Origin of the sequence: Micromonospora sp. NPDC049240 (assembly GCF_040647835.1) — a bacterium.
Taxonomy (GTDB): domain Bacteria; phylum Actinomycetota; class Actinomycetes; order Mycobacteriales; family Micromonosporaceae; genus Micromonospora.
This window is the reverse complement of the sequence record NZ_JBEZCX010000011.1, coordinates 154,769-170,350: the sequence shown is the minus strand read 5'-3', so window position 1 is coordinate 170,350 and position 15,582 is coordinate 154,769. Positions and strand designations below refer to the sequence as shown.

11 protein-coding genes are annotated in these 15,582 nt (G+C 73.3%); 6 read left to right on the top strand and 5 right to left on the bottom strand.

What is annotated here, in order from left to right; genetic code table 11:
• Window positions 1-3: 3 nt before the first annotated feature.
• The 4 genes from AB0B02_RS18650 to AB0B02_RS18635 all read left to right on the top strand — a co-directional run bounded on the left by AB0B02_RS18650 (window position 4) and on the right by AB0B02_RS18635 (window position 5,553).
• Window positions 4-1,038: an ABC transporter permease gene (locus tag AB0B02_RS18650; protein WP_281941128.1), complete on the top strand. Its 1,035-nt coding sequence runs from the start codon at window positions 4-6 to the stop codon at window positions 1,036-1,038.
• A 55-nt stretch (window positions 1,039-1,093) separates the two neighbouring features.
• On the top strand, window positions 1,094-2,101 hold the full coding sequence (locus tag AB0B02_RS18645; RefSeq protein WP_281941126.1) for an ABC transporter ATP-binding protein: 1,008 nt from the start codon (window positions 1,094-1,096) through the stop codon (window positions 2,099-2,101).
• 34 nt (window positions 2,102-2,135) lie between these two features.
• Window positions 2,136-3,545 carry a GH1 family beta-glucosidase gene (locus tag AB0B02_RS18640; RefSeq protein WP_357301795.1) on the top strand — a complete coding sequence of 470 codons (1,410 nt, stop codon included), beginning with the start codon at window positions 2,136-2,138 and terminating at the stop codon, window positions 3,543-3,545.
• 124 nt (window positions 3,546-3,669) lie between these two features.
• Entirely contained in the window at window positions 3,670-5,553 is a 1,884-nt protein-coding gene (locus AB0B02_RS18635; protein WP_357301792.1) for a ricin-type beta-trefoil lectin domain protein, read from the top strand.
• A gap of 69 nt (window positions 5,554-5,622) precedes the next feature.
• Here the strand turns inward: AB0B02_RS18635 and AB0B02_RS18630 are convergent, their stop codons facing one another.
• On the bottom strand, window positions 5,623-6,864 hold the full coding sequence (locus AB0B02_RS18630) for an ROK family transcriptional regulator (RefSeq protein ID WP_281941123.1): 1,242 nt from the start codon (window positions 6,862-6,864) through the stop codon (window positions 5,623-5,625).
• Window positions 6,865-7,003: 139 nt separating this feature from the next.
• Between AB0B02_RS18630 and AB0B02_RS18625 the strand changes: the two genes are divergently transcribed.
• Window positions 7,004-8,365 carry a glycosyl hydrolase family 18 protein gene (locus tag AB0B02_RS18625; RefSeq protein ID WP_281941121.1) on the top strand — a complete coding sequence of 454 codons (1,362 nt, stop codon included), beginning with the start codon at window positions 7,004-7,006 and terminating at the stop codon, window positions 8,363-8,365.
• A gap of 43 nt (window positions 8,366-8,408) precedes the next feature.
• Here AB0B02_RS18625 and AB0B02_RS18620 read toward each other — a convergent pair whose 3' ends face one another.
• The gene (locus tag AB0B02_RS18620) at window positions 8,409-9,881 is read right to left on the bottom strand and encodes a M1 family metallopeptidase (protein WP_357301788.1); all 1,473 of its coding nucleotides are present in this window, start codon (window positions 9,879-9,881) and stop codon (window positions 8,409-8,411) included.
• An 80-nt stretch (window positions 9,882-9,961) separates the two neighbouring features.
• Between AB0B02_RS18620 and sthA the strand changes: the two genes are divergently transcribed.
• A complete protein-coding gene (gene sthA, locus AB0B02_RS18615; RefSeq protein ID WP_281941117.1) occupies window positions 9,962-11,365 on the top strand; it encodes a Si-specific NAD(P)(+) transhydrogenase in 1,404 nt (467 codons plus the stop codon).
• A gap of 293 nt (window positions 11,366-11,658) precedes the next feature.
• On the opposite strand, the gene AB0B02_RS18610 is transcribed toward sthA, so the two are convergent.
• Genes AB0B02_RS18610 through AB0B02_RS18600 form a run of 3 tightly spaced genes read right to left on the bottom strand, consistent with a single transcriptional unit; the run spans window position 11,659 to window position 15,491 of the window.
• Entirely contained in the window at window positions 11,659-13,446 is a 1,788-nt protein-coding gene (locus AB0B02_RS18610) for a gamma-glutamyltransferase family protein (RefSeq protein ID WP_357301784.1), read from the bottom strand.
• Window positions 13,447-13,482: 36 nt separating this feature from the next.
• Window positions 13,483-14,514 carry an ABC transporter ATP-binding protein gene (locus AB0B02_RS18605; RefSeq protein ID WP_357301781.1) on the bottom strand — a complete coding sequence of 344 codons (1,032 nt, stop codon included), beginning with the start codon at window positions 14,512-14,514 and terminating at the stop codon, window positions 13,483-13,485.
• Window positions 14,511-15,491: an ABC transporter ATP-binding protein gene (locus AB0B02_RS18600; protein WP_357302034.1), complete on the bottom strand. Its 981-nt coding sequence runs from the start codon at window positions 15,489-15,491 to the stop codon at window positions 14,511-14,513. Before AB0B02_RS18600 ends, AB0B02_RS18605 begins: the two co-directional genes overlap by 4 nt.
• Between the last annotated feature and the right edge of the window lie 91 nt (window positions 15,492-15,582).

Sequence of the window (15,582 nt, the reverse complement as noted above, 5' to 3'; positions counted from 1 at the left end):
GCGATGACAATCTCCCCGTCGAGCATCGAGCAGGTCATCCCCGGCCAGGGCGCGATGGCGCAGCCGTCGGCCCGGGCGCGGCGCCGCCGGTTCCGCTTCGTGGCCAACGCCAAGGCCGCGACCGGCCTGGCCATCCTCGGCGTGTACGTGCTGCTGGCGGTCATCGGGCCGTGGATCGCGCCGTACGACCCGGACGCGCGAGGCGCGGACGTGCTCCAGGCGCCGTCGACCCGGCACTGGTTCGGCACCACCCACCTCGGGCAGGACATCTTCAGCCAGATCCTGGTGGGCGCGCGCAGCGTGATGGTGGTGGGCCTGATCGCCGGCGTGCTGGCCACGATCCTGTCCGTGCTGATCGGGGTGACCGCCGGTTACCTGGGCGGCGCGGCCGACGAGGGCCTCTCCGCGCTGTCCAACGTGTTCCTGGTGATCCCGGCGCTGCCGCTGATCATCATCGTGGCGTCGCTCGTCGACCAGGCCGGTGACCTGCTGGTCGCGCTGATCATCGGGCTCACGTCGTGGGCGTGGGGCGCCCGGGTGCTGCGCGCCCAGACGCTGTCGTTGCGGCGCCGCGACTACGTCGAGGCGGCGCGGGCCAACGGCGAGCGGACCTGGCGGATCATCGGCTTCGAGGTCCTGCCGAACCTGACCGCGATCATCGCCTCCGGCTTCGTCGGCACGGTGATCTTCGCGGTGATGTCGGAGATCACCCTGGCGTTCATCGGCATCTCGTCGGTCAGCTCCTGGAACTGGGGCACCATCCTGTTCTGGGCCCAGGGCCAGCAGGCGCTCGCGCAGGGCGCGTGGTGGTGGTTCGTGCCGGCCGGGCTGGCCATCGCGCTGCTCGGCACCGCGCTCGCGCTGATCAACTTCGGCATCGACGAGTTCGTCAGCCCCCGGCTGCGCACCGGCGGTCGGACCCGGATCCGCACCGCGGACGGCCGGACCGTCCGGATGCGGGTCGGCTTCACCCCCGTGCTGGCCCCGACGGCGGCCCCCGTCGAGATGCAGGACACCCGAAAGGACGTCGAGCCGTGAGCGCGAGGAGTGCAGCGGAGCGGAGCCCCGCAGTCGCGAACGAAGGGAGGCTCAGGTGAGCGACCAGGTGCTGGAGATCCGGGGACTGTGCGTCGACTACGGCGTCGGCGCGGACGCGGTGCGGGCGGTCCGCGACGTGGACCTGACGTTGCACCGCGGCGAGGTGCTCGGCCTGGCCGGGGAGAGCGGGAGCGGCAAGTCCACCCTGGCGTACGGGCTGACCCGGCTGCTGCCGCCACCCGGCGTGGTCAGCGGCGGCCAGGTGATCTACCACCCGACCGACGGCCCGCCGGTGGACGTGCTCACGCTGAGCCCCGCCCGGCTGCGTGAGTTCCGCTGGGCGGAGACGTCGATCGTGTTCCAGGGCGCGATGAACTCGCTCAACCCGGTGCACCGGGTCTCCACCCAGCTCCTCGACGTGATCAAGGCGCACGAGCCGAGGAGCACCGCCGCCGGCCGGCTGGCCCGCGCGAAGGACCTGCTGCGGCTGGTCGGGATCGCCGCCGACCGGCTGGACAGCTACCCGCACCAGCTCTCCGGCGGCATGCGGCAACGCGTCATGATCGCCATGGCGCTGGCGTTGGAGCCGCAACTGGTCATCATGGACGAGCCGACCACCGCGCTGGACGTGGTGATGCAGCGACAGATCCTCGGCCAGCTCACCGAGCTGCGCGAACGGCTCGGCTTCGCGGTGCTGTTCATCACCCACGACCTGTCGCTGCTGGTGGAGTTCTCCGACCGGATCGCCATCATGTACGGCGGCCGGATCGTCGAGGAGGCGCCCGCCGCCCGGTTGTACGCCGAGCCGCTGCACCCGTACACCGAGGGGTTGCTGCACTCGTTCCCGGCGCTGCACGGGCCGCGCCGGGAGCTGACCGGCATCCCCGGCTCCCCACCGGACCTGCGCGCCATGCCGGCCGGCTGCGCGTTCCACCCGCGCTGCCCGAAGGCGTTCACGCCGTGCGACGAGCGCCTGCCGGTGCTGGGCCCACCCGGTGTCGACGATCCGACCAGGGCCGTCGCGTGCTGGCTGCACCCGGCCGTCGCCCCCCTGCCCCGCTGAGAAGTCCGAGCCCACCGCTACCGCGAGGAGAACCATGGACACCGACCTCAACCGCCCGAGCGTCGATCAGGCCGACCCGATCGACACGCTGCCGCCGACCTTCCGGTGGGGGGTGGCGACGTCGTCGTACCAGATCGAGGGCGCGGTGGCCGAGGACGGTCGCACGCCGTCGATCTGGGACACCTTCTGCCGGGTCCCGGGAGCGGTGGCCAACGGCGACCACGGCGACGTGGCCTGCGACCACTACCACCGGATGCCGCAGGACGTGGCGCTCATCGCCGACCTGGGGCTGGACACCTACCGGTTCTCGGTGGCCTGGCCGCGGGTGCAGCCGGGCGGGCGCGGGCCGGCCAACGCGGCCGGGTTGGGCTTCTACGACCGGCTGGTGGACGAGCTGCTCGGCCGCGGCGTGGACCCGTGGGTGACGCTCTACCACTGGGACCTGCCGCAGGAGCTGGAGGACGCCGGCGGCTGGCCGAACCGGGACACCGCGTACCGCTTCGCGGACTACGCGGAGCTGGTCTTCGCCGCGCTCGGCGACCGGGTCCGCACCTGGACCACGCTGAACGAGCCGTGGTGCTCGGCGATGCTCGGGTACGCCTACGGCGACCACGCCCCCGGCCGGCGGAACCTGGGTGACGGCATCGCCGCCGCGCACCACCTGCTGCTCGGGCACGGGCTGGCCAGCCAGCGGCTGCGCACGGTCGCGCAGACGCCGATCGAGCTGGGGCTGACCGTGAACCTGTCCACCGCCGACCCGGCGACCGACAGCGCGGCGGACCGGGACGCGGCGCGGGCGGCGGACGGGCTGGGCAACCGGCTCTACCTGGACCCGGTGCTGCGCGGGTCGTACCCGCAGGACGTGATCGAGGACCTGGCGGCCGAGGGGGTGCGGATCCCGGTCGAGGACGGCGATCTGGACGTCATCGCCACCCCGATCGACGTGCTGGGCGTGAACTACTACTTCGGGCAGCTGCACTCCGGCGTGGACGAGCAGGGCCGGGAGCGCGACGACGACGGCCGGCCGGTGCGCCGGGTGGTCCGCCGGGACCTGCCGCGCACCGCGATGGACTGGGAGATCGTCCCGGAGTCCTTCACCGACCTGCTGGTGCGGCTGCACCGCGACTACCCGGGCGTGCCGATGGTGATCACCGAGAACGGCGCGGCGTTCGACGACGAGCCGGACGCGGAGGGGTTCGTGGCCGACGACGACCGGGTCGACTACCTGACCGAGCACCTGCGGGCGGTGGCCCGGGCCCGGCAGGCGGGCGCGGACGTGCGGGGCTACTTCGCCTGGTCGCTGCTGGACAACTTCGAGTGGGCGTACGGCTACGACAAGCGGTTCGGCATCGTCCGGGTGGACTACGACACCCAGCGCCGCACCCCGAAGCGCAGCGCGCTGTGGTACCGCGACACCGTCCGGCGAGCGCGCGAGCGGCGCTGATCCGGCGTAGGGGGCGGCCACGCGGAGCTTCCCGGGCGGCCGCCCCTTTCTTTCATGTCTTGACATAAGCCCGGAACAACGGTTCGCTCATTCACGGATGTCTATTCATCCGGAAGGAGCACCCGTGTCCCCCACCACCGTTGCCCGCCTCGCCGGCCGCGTCGCCCTGACGCTCTGCCTCACCGCCGGCGCCCTCGCCCCCACCACCGCGGCCCACGCCGCCGGTGAACGCGTCGACGTCTGGCTCACCGCCACCTCCGACAGCGGCGGCCGGACTGTCACCCGTGGGCTGCAACAGCAGAGCCCGCTCGCCTTCGCCGCCACCAGCCCCGGCGCCACGCACACCATCACCGTCGACGAGAACACCCGCTACCAGCCGTTCGAGGGCGCCGGCGCGTCCATCACCGACACCACCGCGTACCTGCTGCGCGGCGGCCCGATCAGCGCGGCCACCCGGGACGCGGTGATGCGCAAGCTGTTCAGCCCCACCGACGGGATCGGGCTGTCGTTCGTCCGCAACCCGGTCGGCGCGTCCGACCTGTCCCGGCCCGGCAACGTGTCCCTCGACGACACCTGCTGCGACCTCAACGACTTCGGCGCGAACGGCTACGACACGAACGTCGAGCTGCTCACCGCGCAGGCCCGCCAGCTCAACCCGGCGCTGCGGGTGATGGTGGTGCCGTGGAGCGCGCCCGGCTGGATGAAGGACAACGGCCGGATGGACCAGATGGGCTGGCTGAAGTGGGAGCACTACGCCACCTACGCGCAGTACCTGGTCCGGACCATTCAGGCGTACGCCGCTCGCGGCGTCACCGTCGACTACCTGTCGGTGCAGAACGAGCCGAACTGCTGCCAGTCCGGCAACCCCACCGCGATGGACTACCCCGGCATGAGCTGGAACGCCTCCGGCCTGACGGAGCTGACCAAGAACTTCGTCTACCCGGCGTTCCGCGCCGCCGGGATCAACACGAAGGTGCTGGTGCACGACTGGAACTACGGCGACTACGGCACCATCGGCTCCGGGCTGCTCGCCGACAGCGTGGTCCGCACCGACCCGCTCTTCGGCGGCATCGCCTGGCACGGCTACTTCGGCGACCCGGCGGTCGGCAGCCAGGTGCGCGCGCAGTACCCGGCGGTGCCGCAGTTCAGCACCGAGCACTCCGGCGGCACCTGGATCACCAACCAGCACAACGAGGACATGGCCGACATCGTGAACTACTCCCGGAACTGGAGCCGCAGCGTGGTGAAGTGGAGCCTCGCGGTCAACCAGAACATGGGCCCGCACAACGGCGGCTGCGGCACCTGCACCGGCCTGATCACCGTGCAGGAGGGCGGTGCCCGGGCCGGCCAGGTCGACTACACGATCGAGTACTACACCACCGGCCACCTGACCAAATTCGTCCGGCCCGGCGCGACCCGGATCGACTCCACCGCCAACGGCACGGTGCAGAACGTGGCGTACCGCAACCCGGACGGCTCCAAGGCGCTGCTGGCGCACAACGGCGGCACGTCCGCGCAGTCGGTCCGGGTGGTGTGGGGCGGGCAGTCCTTCAGCTACACGCTGCCGGCCCGTACCACCGCCACGTTCACCTGGTCCGGCACCCAGTCCGGCGGCGGCGCGACGCCGACCGGCCCGGTCACCGGCATCGGCGGAAAGTGCCTGGACGTCACCGACAACGCCAGCGCCGACGGCACGCCGGTGCAGATCTGGAGCTGCACCGGGGCGGCCAACCAGCGCTGGACCCGGGCCGCCGACGGGACGCTGCGTGCGCTCGGCAAGTGCCTGGACGTGGCCGGCGGCGGCACCGCCGACGGCACGAGGGTGCAGCTGTGGGCGTGCAACGGCAGCGCCGCCCAGCAGTGGACCGCGACCGCCGGGCGGGACCTGGTGAACCCGCAGGCGGACAAGTGCCTCGACGTCACCGGCAACACGTCCGCCGACGGAGCGAAGACACAACTGTGGAGCTGCACCGGCGGCGCCAACCAGAAGTGGACGCTGCCGTCCTGACCTCCCGGGTGGCCGGGCCGGCGGTGACGCCGGTCCGGCCGCTGCCGCGGGTGACGCCGGTCCGGCCGGTCAGCGGCCCGGCGACCGCCGCGCCGGGGCCGGCCGGACCGCCGGCTCGCGGCGCACGCCGCCGTCGCGCAGCAGCCGGGCCATCGGCAGGGTGGCCGCGCCCATCGCGACCGCGTCCGGTCCGAGCCGGCACAGCTCGACCGAGGTCTGCGCGTACGGCTGGCGCAGCGCGTGGCGCGCGGTCGCCTCGCGGATCGCCGGCAGATGGCGCTCGCCCAGCGCCAGCCCGGCCCAGCCGCCCAGCACCACCCGCTCCGGATTGAACAGGTTCACCAGGTTGGCCAGGCCGGCGCCGAGGTAGCCGACCGTCTCGTCGATCACCGTGGCGGCGGTGCGGCTGCCGGCGCGCAGCAGGTCACCGAACGCGCTCTCCTCGTCCCCGCCGGGCGCCGGGCGGCCCCGGTTGGCCCGCCGGAACCGGTCGAGCACCCCCTCCGCCCCGACGTACGCCTCGAGGCAGCCGAGGTTGCCGCAGCGGCAGCGCCGGCCCCCGTACACGATGGTGGTGTGACCCCACTCGCCGGCGCTGCTGTGCGCGCCGCGATAGCCGACGCCGTCGGCGACCACGCACGCCCCGACGCCGGACCCGACCAGGACGACCACCGCGTGCCGGACGCCACGGCCGGCGCCGAACCACATCTCGGCCTGGCCGAGCGTCTTGGCGCCGTTGTCGATGTGCACCGGCACGTCGGTGCCGGCGCGCAGCATCGCCCCGAGCGGGACGCCGTCCCAGCCGAGCGTCTGCGCGTGCACCACCGCGTCGGCGGCGCGCTCGACCGTGCCGGAGACGGCGACGCCGAACCCGAGCACCGCGGCCGGGTCGACGCCCGCCTGCTCGGTCACCGCGGCGAGGCCGTGCAGCAGGTGCCTGGCGACCTGTCGCGGGTCGGGCTCGGCGGCGGCGATCGGGTACTCCGCCTTGGCCAGCGCGGTCATGGTCAGGTCGAACAGCTCGACCTGCACCCGGGTCTCGCCCACGTCGGCGCCGACCAGGTAGCCGTGGCCGGGGGCGACCCGCAGCAGGACCCGGGGGCGACCGCCGTCGGACTCCACCGAGCCGGCCTCCTCGACCAACCCTTCGGCGATCATCTCGCCGACCAGGTTGCTCACGCTGGCCAGGCTCAACGCGGTGGACTGGCCCAGCTCGTGCCGGCTGAGCGGGCCGTCCAGCCAGATCCGGGTGAGCAGGACCGACCGGTTGGCCCGGCGCATGTCGCGCACCGTGGTGCGTCTGGCGTCCACGTTCGCCGCCGTCCTTCCCCGGGGCCGCGCGTCGGCGGCCCGCATTTCAGACCCTGAATCAAGTGCTGACAGACTACTGCGCATTTACACTTAACAAAGTTAACTGATAACCTCCGCCGCATTGATGAGGAGGTATGTCATGCGACTCGGACGTGGGACGACCGCTCTGCTCGGTGGCGTCGCGCTGCTCGCCGCCACCGTGGCCCTGCCCGCCGCCGGTGGCTTCGCCGCCGCCGCGAACCCCACCGCGCTGGTGGCCTGCGACGCGCCGGCCTGGGCCGAGGGCGTCACCTGGACCGCCGGCAGCCGGGCCAGCTACGCCGGCCGGCTCTACCAAGCGTTGGTCACGCACACCCCGCCGGTCGGCGCGGGCTGGACGCCGGCCGCCGTGCCGGCGCTCTGGACCGATCTCGGCGCCTGCACCGGCGGCACACCGTCACCCAGCCCGACCACCCGGCCACCGTCACCCACGCCCAGTCCCACCGCGTCCCCCTCCCCCACCCGGACCCCCACGCCGACCCCGACCGCGACGTCCACGCCGGGCGGTGACACCTGTGCGCTGCGGTCCCGGCCGACCGGCAAGGTGCTCCAGGGCTACTGGGAGAACTGGGACGGCGCGGCCAACGGCGTGCACCCCGGACTCGGCTGGATCCCGGTCACCGACGCCCGGATCACCGGTCACGGCTACAACGTGGTCACCGCCGCGTTCCCGGTCATCCGCGCCGACGGCACCGTGCTCTGGGAGGACGGCATGGACGCCGGCGTCCGGGTGCCCACCCCGGCGCAGGTCTGTCAGGCCAAGGCCGCCGGCCTGACCGTGCTGCTCTCCATCGGCGGCGCCGCCGCCGGCATCGACCTCAGCTCCGCCGCCGTCGCCGACCGGTTCGTCGCCACCGTGGTGCCGATCCTCAAACGGCACAACTTCGACGGCATCGACATCGACATCGAGACCGGGCTGACCGGCAGCGGGAACATCAACCAGCTCTCGCCGTCGCAGGCCAACCTGATCCGCATCATCGACGGGGTGCTGGCCCAGATGCCGGCCGGTTTCGGGCTCACCATGGCGCCGGAGACCGCGTACGTCACCGGCGGCAGCGTCACCTACGGCTCGATCTGGGGCGCGTACCTGCCGATCGTCAGGAAGTACGCCGACAACGGCCGGCTCTGGTGGCTGAACATGCAGTACTACAACGGCTCCATGTACGGCTGCGCCGGTGACTCGTACCCGGCCGGCACGGTGCAGGGCTTCACGGTGCAGACGCAGTGCCTGAACAACGGGCTCACCGTCCAGGGCGTCACCATCCGCGTCCCGTACGACAAGCAGGTCCCCGGCCTGCCGGCGCAGCCCGGCGCGGGCGGCGGCTACCTGAGCCCGTCGCTGGTCAGCCAGGCGTGGCACGGAGTGCCGGGACTCAAGGGCCTGATGACCTGGTCGATCAACTGGGACGGGTCGAAGGGCTGGACGTTCGGCGACAACGTCCGGGCGCTCCAGGGCCGCTGAGCCCGGTCCGGGGCCCCGCCGATCCGCGGGGCCCCGGACCCGGTCAACCGACCTTGATCTGCTTCGGCGTGGTCTTCGAGTCCAGCCAGGCGTTGACCAGCTCGGTGAAGTCGCGGCCGGTCCGCTCGTTGAGGAACGCGATGAACGACGCGCGGTCCTGTTGGGTGTTGCGCTGGTCCTGCACCCAGGCGCGGGCCAGCACGAAGAACGTCTTGTCGCCCACCTGCCGGTGGATCTCGCGGAGCATGGCCGCCGGGCAGAGGTAGACGTTGCCCTCGGCGAACCGTTTCGGGTCGGGTTTGCCGGGCGGGCCCAGCTTCTTGCGCAGGACCGCGTCGCCCTCGCGCAGGTAGCGGTCCAGGCTCGCCGCGCTCAGCTTCAGCGTCTCCTGGGTGTACAGGTCCTGGGCGTACTTCGCCCAGCCCTCGTTCAGCCACAGGTCGGTCCAGCTCGTGGGCGTGACGGAGTTGCCGAACCACTGGTGGGCGTACTCGTGCAGCAGGTCGCTGCCCCAGCGGTCCCGGCGGGCCCGGGTGTCCTCGATCTTCCCGCCCATCGTGATCATCTGCTGGGTCTCCATGCCCGACGCCGAGTCCACCACCACGACGCCGCCGGAGGGGAACGGGTACGGGCCGAACTTCTTCTCCAGCCAGGCCAGGTACTGCGGGGACTTCTTCAGGTACGGCACCAGATCGTCGTCGGCGCCCTTGCGGTACCAGTAGGTCAGCGGCACGCCGCGCGGCCCCTTGGCGGTCAGCTTCTGGTACTTCCCGACCGCGAGCGTGGTCAGGTACGTCGCGACCGGGTCGGCGCTGCGGTAGGAGAACGTGGTGCCGGACTGCCCGGCCGGGGTGCCGCCGGCGATCGCGGTCCACCCCGCCGGCACGGTCACCCGGATGTCGTAGAGCGCCTCGTCGGCGGGCTGGTCGTTCGCCGGGTACCAGGTGAACGCCCCGAACGGCTCCTGCATCGTCCAGAGGCCGCCCTCCTTGGTGACGGTGAGGCCGAGGTCCTCCACGTCCTTGCGGTGCGACGGCATCGGCGTGGTCCGCGGCCGGCCGTGGTACTCGACCACCAGCGTCACCGGTTTGTCGGCCACGACCGGCGCGGTCACCGTGAGCTTCTCCCGGGCCACCGCGGCGGTGACCGGTGTGCCGTCCAGCGTCACGCCGTCGAGCTGGTAAGGCATGAAGTCGAGCACGAGGTTCGGCGCGTCCCGGACCGGACGGATCCGCAGCGTGGCGACGCCGGTGAGGGTCCGGGTCGACGGCGCCCACTCCACCGCCAGGTCGTAGTGCAGGACGTCCAGCGCGTCGGTGCCCCGCGCCGGGTAGACCTTGTCGGCCACCGGCGTGGAACGGCCCGCCTGCCAGGCGGTGTAGTCGACGGCGGGAACGGTCGGAGCGGGCGTGGTCGGCGGAGTGGACGGGTCGGCGGCCGGCGCGGCGGGGTCGGTGGTGCACCCGGCGGCGAGCAGCGGCGCGAGAAGCAGGATCAGCGGTACGCGGCGACGCATCAGCGCACCATACGGGAAAGATCCACTTCTGGGGGCCCCTCCGCTGGCGTCCGCCGGGACATGCTGCCAGGCTGTCGGGCGTGTATGACTACGACCTGCTGGTGCTGGGCTCCGGACCAAGTGGACAGAAGGCGGCTATCGCCGCGGCCAAGCTGGGCCGTCGCGTCGCCGTCGTGGACCGTCGCGACATGCTCGGCGGGGTGTGCATCAACACCGGCACCGTGCCGTCCAAGACGCTGCGCGAGGCGGTCCTCTACCTGACCGGGCTCAGCCAGCGTGACCTCTACGGAAGCAGCTACCGGGTCAAGGAGGACATCACGGTCGCCGACCTGGCCGCCCGGACCCAGCACGTGATCGGCCGGCAGACCGACGTGATCCGCGACCAACTGGCCCGCAACCGGGTCACGATGATCACCGGCACCGGCCGCTTCGCCGACGCGCACTCGGTCTGGGTCGACGCCGGCTCCGGCCGGGAGACCCGGGTCAGCTTCGACAAGGCGGTCATCGCCGCCGGCACCCGCCCGGCCCGCCCGGACAGCGTCGACTTCGACGACCGGACGATCGTCGACTCCGACGGCGTCATCAACCTGCAGGCCGTGCCGCGCAGCATGGTCGTGGTCGGCGCCGGCGTGATCGGGATGGAGTACGCCTCGATGTTCGCCGCGCTCGGCACCAAGGTGACGGTGGTGGAGCGCCGCGAACGGATGCTCGGCTTCTGCGACGAGGAGATCGTCGAGTCGCTCAAGTACCACCTTCGGGACCTGTCGGTCACCTTCCGCTTCGGCGAGGAGGTGGCCTCGGTGGAGAAGCACCGCACCGCCGCGCTCTGCGTGCTGCGCAGCGGCAAGAAGATCGTCGCCGACACGGTGATGTACTCCGCCGGCCGCCAGGGGCAGACCGACGCACTCGCGCTGGAGGCGGCCGGGCTCACCGCCGACCACCGCGGCCGGATCCAGGTCGACGCCGACTACCGCACCGCGGTCGAGAACATCTACGCCGTCGGCGACGTCATCGGCTTCCCGGCGCTGGCCTCCACCTCGATGGAACAGGGTCGCCTGGCCGCGCAGCACGCCTGCGGGGAACCGGCCCGCGCGATGCCGGAACTCCAGCCGATCGGCATCTACACCATCCCGGAGATCAGCTTCGTCGGGAAGACCGAGGACGAGCTGACCGAGGCGTCCACCCCGTTCGAGGTGGGCATCGCCCGCTACCGGGAACTGGCCCGGGGGCAGATCGTCGGCGACCCGTACGGCATGTTGAAGCTGCTCGTCTCGCCGACGGACGGGCGGCTGCTCGGCGTGCACGTGTTCGGCACCGGCGCCACCGAGATCGTCCACATCGGGCAGGCGGTGATGGGCTGCGGCGGGACGGTCGACTACCTGCTCGACGCGGTGTTCAACTATCCGACGCTGGCCGAGGCGTACAAGGTGGCGGCGCTGGACGCCGCCAACAAGATCCGCAACATCACCCGGATCGACGGCTGAGCGATCGCACGGTCGGCTGCTGGCCCGGCTGCTGGCGGCCACCACCGGCCGGTCGAGCGTCTGGGCGGACGAGCCGTGGCGCTCCACGTGGACCCCGGCCGCGATGGCCGCCCTGCTCACCCGGACCGAGCACCTACTCGACACCACCCCCCACCCCCACTCCCCCCACCCCTCCCTCTCCCCCGCGATCTTGCAGTTGCGGCCCGGCGGAAGCCCGATTCGTCCGCGATGCCGGGGCCGAATCTGCAAGATCGACGCGGCGAGGGAGGGGTGGGGTGGGACGGGACGGGGGGTCAGCGGCCGGTGGCGTAGTTCTGGGCGCCTCGGGGGTTGGCGGCGGCGGACAGGACGCCGGTGGCCGGGTCGCGGGTGACGGCGCACAGGCGGCCCAGGCTCCACGGGTCGGCGCGGCGCACGGTGTGGCCCTTCGCGCGCAACGCGGCCCGCACGTCCGGGTCGATCCGGTCCTCCACCACCAGCACACCCGGCTCGACCTCACGCGGGTAGAACGACGCCGGCAGGCTGGTGGTGTGCCACGCCGGCGCGTCGATCGCCTCCTGCAACTCCTGCCCGCCGGCGAGGTGACGCAGCAGGAACAGCAACTGCCACTGGTCCTGCTGGTCGCCGCCGGGCGTGCCGCAGGCCAGCACCGGCTCGCCGTCCCGCAGCACCAGCGTCGGGCTCAACGTGGTACGCGGACGCCGGCCCGGCCGCAGCGACGACGCGAGCCCCTCCTCCAGCCAGCACATCTGCAACCGGCTGCCCAGCGGGAAGCCCAGCTCTTCGATGACGGGCGAACTCTGCAACCAGCCGCCGCTCGGGGTGGCCGAGATGATGTTGCCCCACCGGTCCACCACATCGACGTGGCAGGTGTCGCCGCGGGTCACCCCGTCCGCGCGTACCGTCGGTTCGCCGGTGCTCGGGTCCTGCGGGCCGGTCCGCCGAGCGGCGTGCGCGCGCAGGTGCGCCGGAAGCCGCGGCGACGCGCCCGCCGGGTGACCGGGGCGCAGCCCGGTCGCGGCGCGCTCGCCGATCAACGCGGCCCGCTCACCGGCGTACGCCGACGAGAGCAGCGCCGCGCCCGGTACGTCGGTGTCGCCGTACCACGCCTCCCGGTCGGCGAAGGCGAGCTTCAGCGCCTCGGCCTGGGCGTGGATGCCGTCCACCGTGGACGGGTCCAGCGCGCGGGGATCGTCGAGCGCGTCGAGCGTCGCCAACGCCTGCAACAGCACCGGGCCCTGGCCCCAGAAACCGGTCTTCGCCACGGTGTGCCCCCGCCAGTCGAGCGTGACCGGCTCCTCCCAGGTGGCCGACCAACCGGCCAGGTCGTCGCCGGTGACCAGGCCGGCGTGCGGGCGACCGCTGGAGTCCCGGAACGGGCGGCGACTGAACCGGTCGATCGCCTCGGCGACGAAACCCTCCCGCCAGGCGCGCCGGGCCGCCTCGATCTGCGCCACCCGGTCCGCCCCGGCATCCCGCCCGGCCTCGACCAGGCGGCGCAGCGTCTCCGCGTACGCCGGGTTGGTGACCATCTCCCCCGGCGCGGGCGGGCGGCCGTCGCGCAGCCAGAGCCGCGCGGAGGTCGGCCAGTGCTCGGTGAACAGCGACCGGACCCGCGCCACGGTCTGCCCGGCCGCGCCGACCAGCGGATGACCGGCGGCGGCGTAGCCGATCGCCGGTTCCAGCACCTCGTCGAGCGTGCGGGTGCCGTGGTCGCGCAGCAGGAGCAGCCAGGCGTCCACCGCGCCGGGCACCACGGCGGCGAGCGGGCCGGCGCCGGGCACCAGGTCCAGACCGAGCGCGCGGAAGTGCGCGACGGTGGCGCCGGCCGGGGCCGGGCCCTGGCCGCAGAGCACCCGCGGGGTGGGATCGCCGGCCGTGGCGAGGATCGCCGGCACCTCGCCGCCGGGACCGTTGAGGTGCGGCTCGACCACGTGCAGCACGAAACCGGCGGCGACCGCGGCGTCGAACGCGTTGCCGCCGCGCTCCAGCATGCCCATCGCGGACTGGCTGGCCAGCCAGTGCGTCGAGGAGACCATGCCGAACGTGCCGCGCAGCGTCGGCCGGGTGGTGAACGTCATCGGGCGGCTCCTGCGGGCGACGGCGGCCCGGTGAGCCTACGCCGCGCCGCCGTCCCGGTCCGGCCCGCCGTCCGGTCGCCGCCCGCCGGTGGGGCGAAGCACGCCGTCCAGCGGGAACAGGCAGGCGGCGTGCTGGCCGGGACCGACCTCGGCCAACGCCGGATCGGTCCCGGCACACGCGTCGCGGGCCTGCGGGCAGCGGGTACGGAAGCGGCAACCGCTGGGCGGGTCCACCGGGCTGGGGATGTCACCGGAGAGCACGATGCGCCGGCGTTCCCGCTCGACGCGGGGATCGGCCACCGGCACCGCCGACAGCAGCGCCGCCGTGTACGGGTGCGCCGGCCGCTGGTAGATCCGCTCCGGTGGGCCGGTCTCCACGATGCGGCCCAGGTACATCACCGCGATCCGGTCGCTCATGTGCTCGACGGCCGCCAGGTCGTGCGCGATGAACAGGTAGGTCAGCCCGAGATCGCGTTGCAGCCGCCGGAGCAGGTTCATGATCTGCGCCTGCACGCTCAGGTCCAGCGAGGCGATCGGTTCGTCCAGCACGATCAGGTCCGGCTCACCGGCCAGCGCGCGGGCCACCCCCACCCGCTGACGCTGGCCGCCGGACAGCTCGTGCGGGTGCCGGTCGGCGGTCTCCGGCCGCAGGCCGACCAGCTCCAGCAGCTCCGCCACCCGGGACCGGCGGGCGGCGGCGGACGTGGCCAGCCGGTGCACCACAAGCGGCTCGGCGACGCTGTCCGCGACCGTACGGCGCGGGTCCAGCGACGCCTGCGGGTCCTGGAACACCATCGCCACGTGCCGGCGCATGCCGCGCAGGCGACGCCGGGACAACCGGGTCACGTCCGCGCCGGCTACCCGGACCCGGCCGGCGGTCGGGTCGACCAGCCGCATCAGCGCCAGGCCGGCGGTGGACTTGCCGCTGCCGGACTCACCGACCAGGCCGAGCGTCTCGCCCCGGCGGACCGCCAGCGTGACGCCGTCCACGGCGCGGACCACGCCGGCCGGGGTCGGGAAGTGCACCGCCAGGTCGTCCAGTTCGGCGACCACGTCCGCCGCTGTCATGGCGTCTCTCCCGGATAGAAGGTGCGGACGGTGTGCCCGTCACCGACCGGCGTCAGCGGGGGCAGCTCGTGCTCGCACCGGGGGTCGGCGCGCACCGGGCAGCGCGGCCAGAACGCGCAGCCCGGCGGCAGGTCGAGCGGGCTCGGCGGGGCGCCCGGGATCGCCACCAGGTCCTCCCCCCGGCGGGCCGGGTCCGGCCGCGCCGCGAGCAACGCCCGGGTGTACGGGTGCGTCGGCGCGTCGAACACCGCGTCGACCGGGCCCTGCTCGACGATCCGCCCCCCGTACATCACCGCGACGGTGTCCGCGATGCCGGCGACCACGCCCAGGTCGTGGGTGACCCAGACGACCGCGGTGCCGAGCCGCTGCTGGAGGTCGGCGACCAGCTCGACGATCTGCGCCTGGGTGGTGACGTCGAGCGCGGTGGTCGGCTCGTCGGCGATCAGGAGGTCCGGCTCGCAGGCCAGCGCCATGGCGATGACGACGCGCTGGCGCATGCCGCCGGAGAACTGGTGCGGGAACGCGTCGACCCGCTGCGCGGCGGACGGGATGCCGACCAGGTCGAGCAGCTCCACCGCCCGGGCCCGGGCGGCGCGGCGGGTCAGCCCGAGGTGCGCCTCGGCCGCCTCGGTGACCTGCCGGCCGACCGGCAGCACCGGGTTGAGCGAGGTCATCGGGTCCTGGAACACGAACCCGACGTGCCGTCCGCGCAGCCTGCGCCGACGGTCGTCGGGCAGCGCGCTCAGCTCGGTGTCGAGCAGCCGGACCCGGCCGGTGACCGTGGCGGCGCGTGGCGCCAGGCCGGTCGCCGCGAGCAGCGTCATGCTCTTGCCGCTGCCCGACTCGCCCACCAGCGCGAACGTCTCGCCGGCCCGCACCTGCCAGGACACGCCGGCCACGGCGCGGGCCGGCCCGCGCCGGGTGCCGACGGTGACGGTGAGGTCCTCGACGGAGAACACGGCATCGCCACTGGTCATGCGGTGCTGGCTGGGCATGCGCTCGTGGCCCTCGCTTCGCTCGGTGCGCTCGCTCATGCGGTGCTGGCTGGGCATGCGCTCGTGGCCCTCG

Bases quoted from the DNA above. Each gene is read 5' to 3' on its own strand.
- AB0B02_RS18650 (WP_281941128.1), top strand. From the start codon at position 4: ATGACAATCTCCCCGTCGAGCATCGAGCAGGTCATCCCCGGCCAGGGC.
- AB0B02_RS18640 (WP_357301795.1), top strand. From the start codon at position 2,136: ATGGACACCGACCTCAACCGCCCGAGCGTCGATCAGGCCGACCCGATC.
- AB0B02_RS18620 (WP_357301788.1), bottom strand. From the start codon at position 9,881: ATGCGTCGCCGCGTACCGCTGATCCTGCTTCTCGCGCCGCTGCTCGCC.
- AB0B02_RS18605 (WP_357301781.1), bottom strand. From the start codon at position 14,514: ATGACAGCGGCGGACGTGGTCGCCGAACTGGACGACCTGGCGGTGCAC.
- AB0B02_RS18610 (WP_357301784.1), bottom strand. From the start codon at position 13,446: ATGACGTTCACCACCCGGCCGACGCTGCGCGGCACGTTCGGCATGGTC.
- AB0B02_RS18625 (WP_281941121.1), top strand. From the start codon at position 7,004: ATGCGACTCGGACGTGGGACGACCGCTCTGCTCGGTGGCGTCGCGCTG.
- AB0B02_RS18600 (WP_357302034.1), bottom strand. From the start codon at position 15,491: ATGACCAGTGGCGATGCCGTGTTCTCCGTCGAGGACCTCACCGTCACC.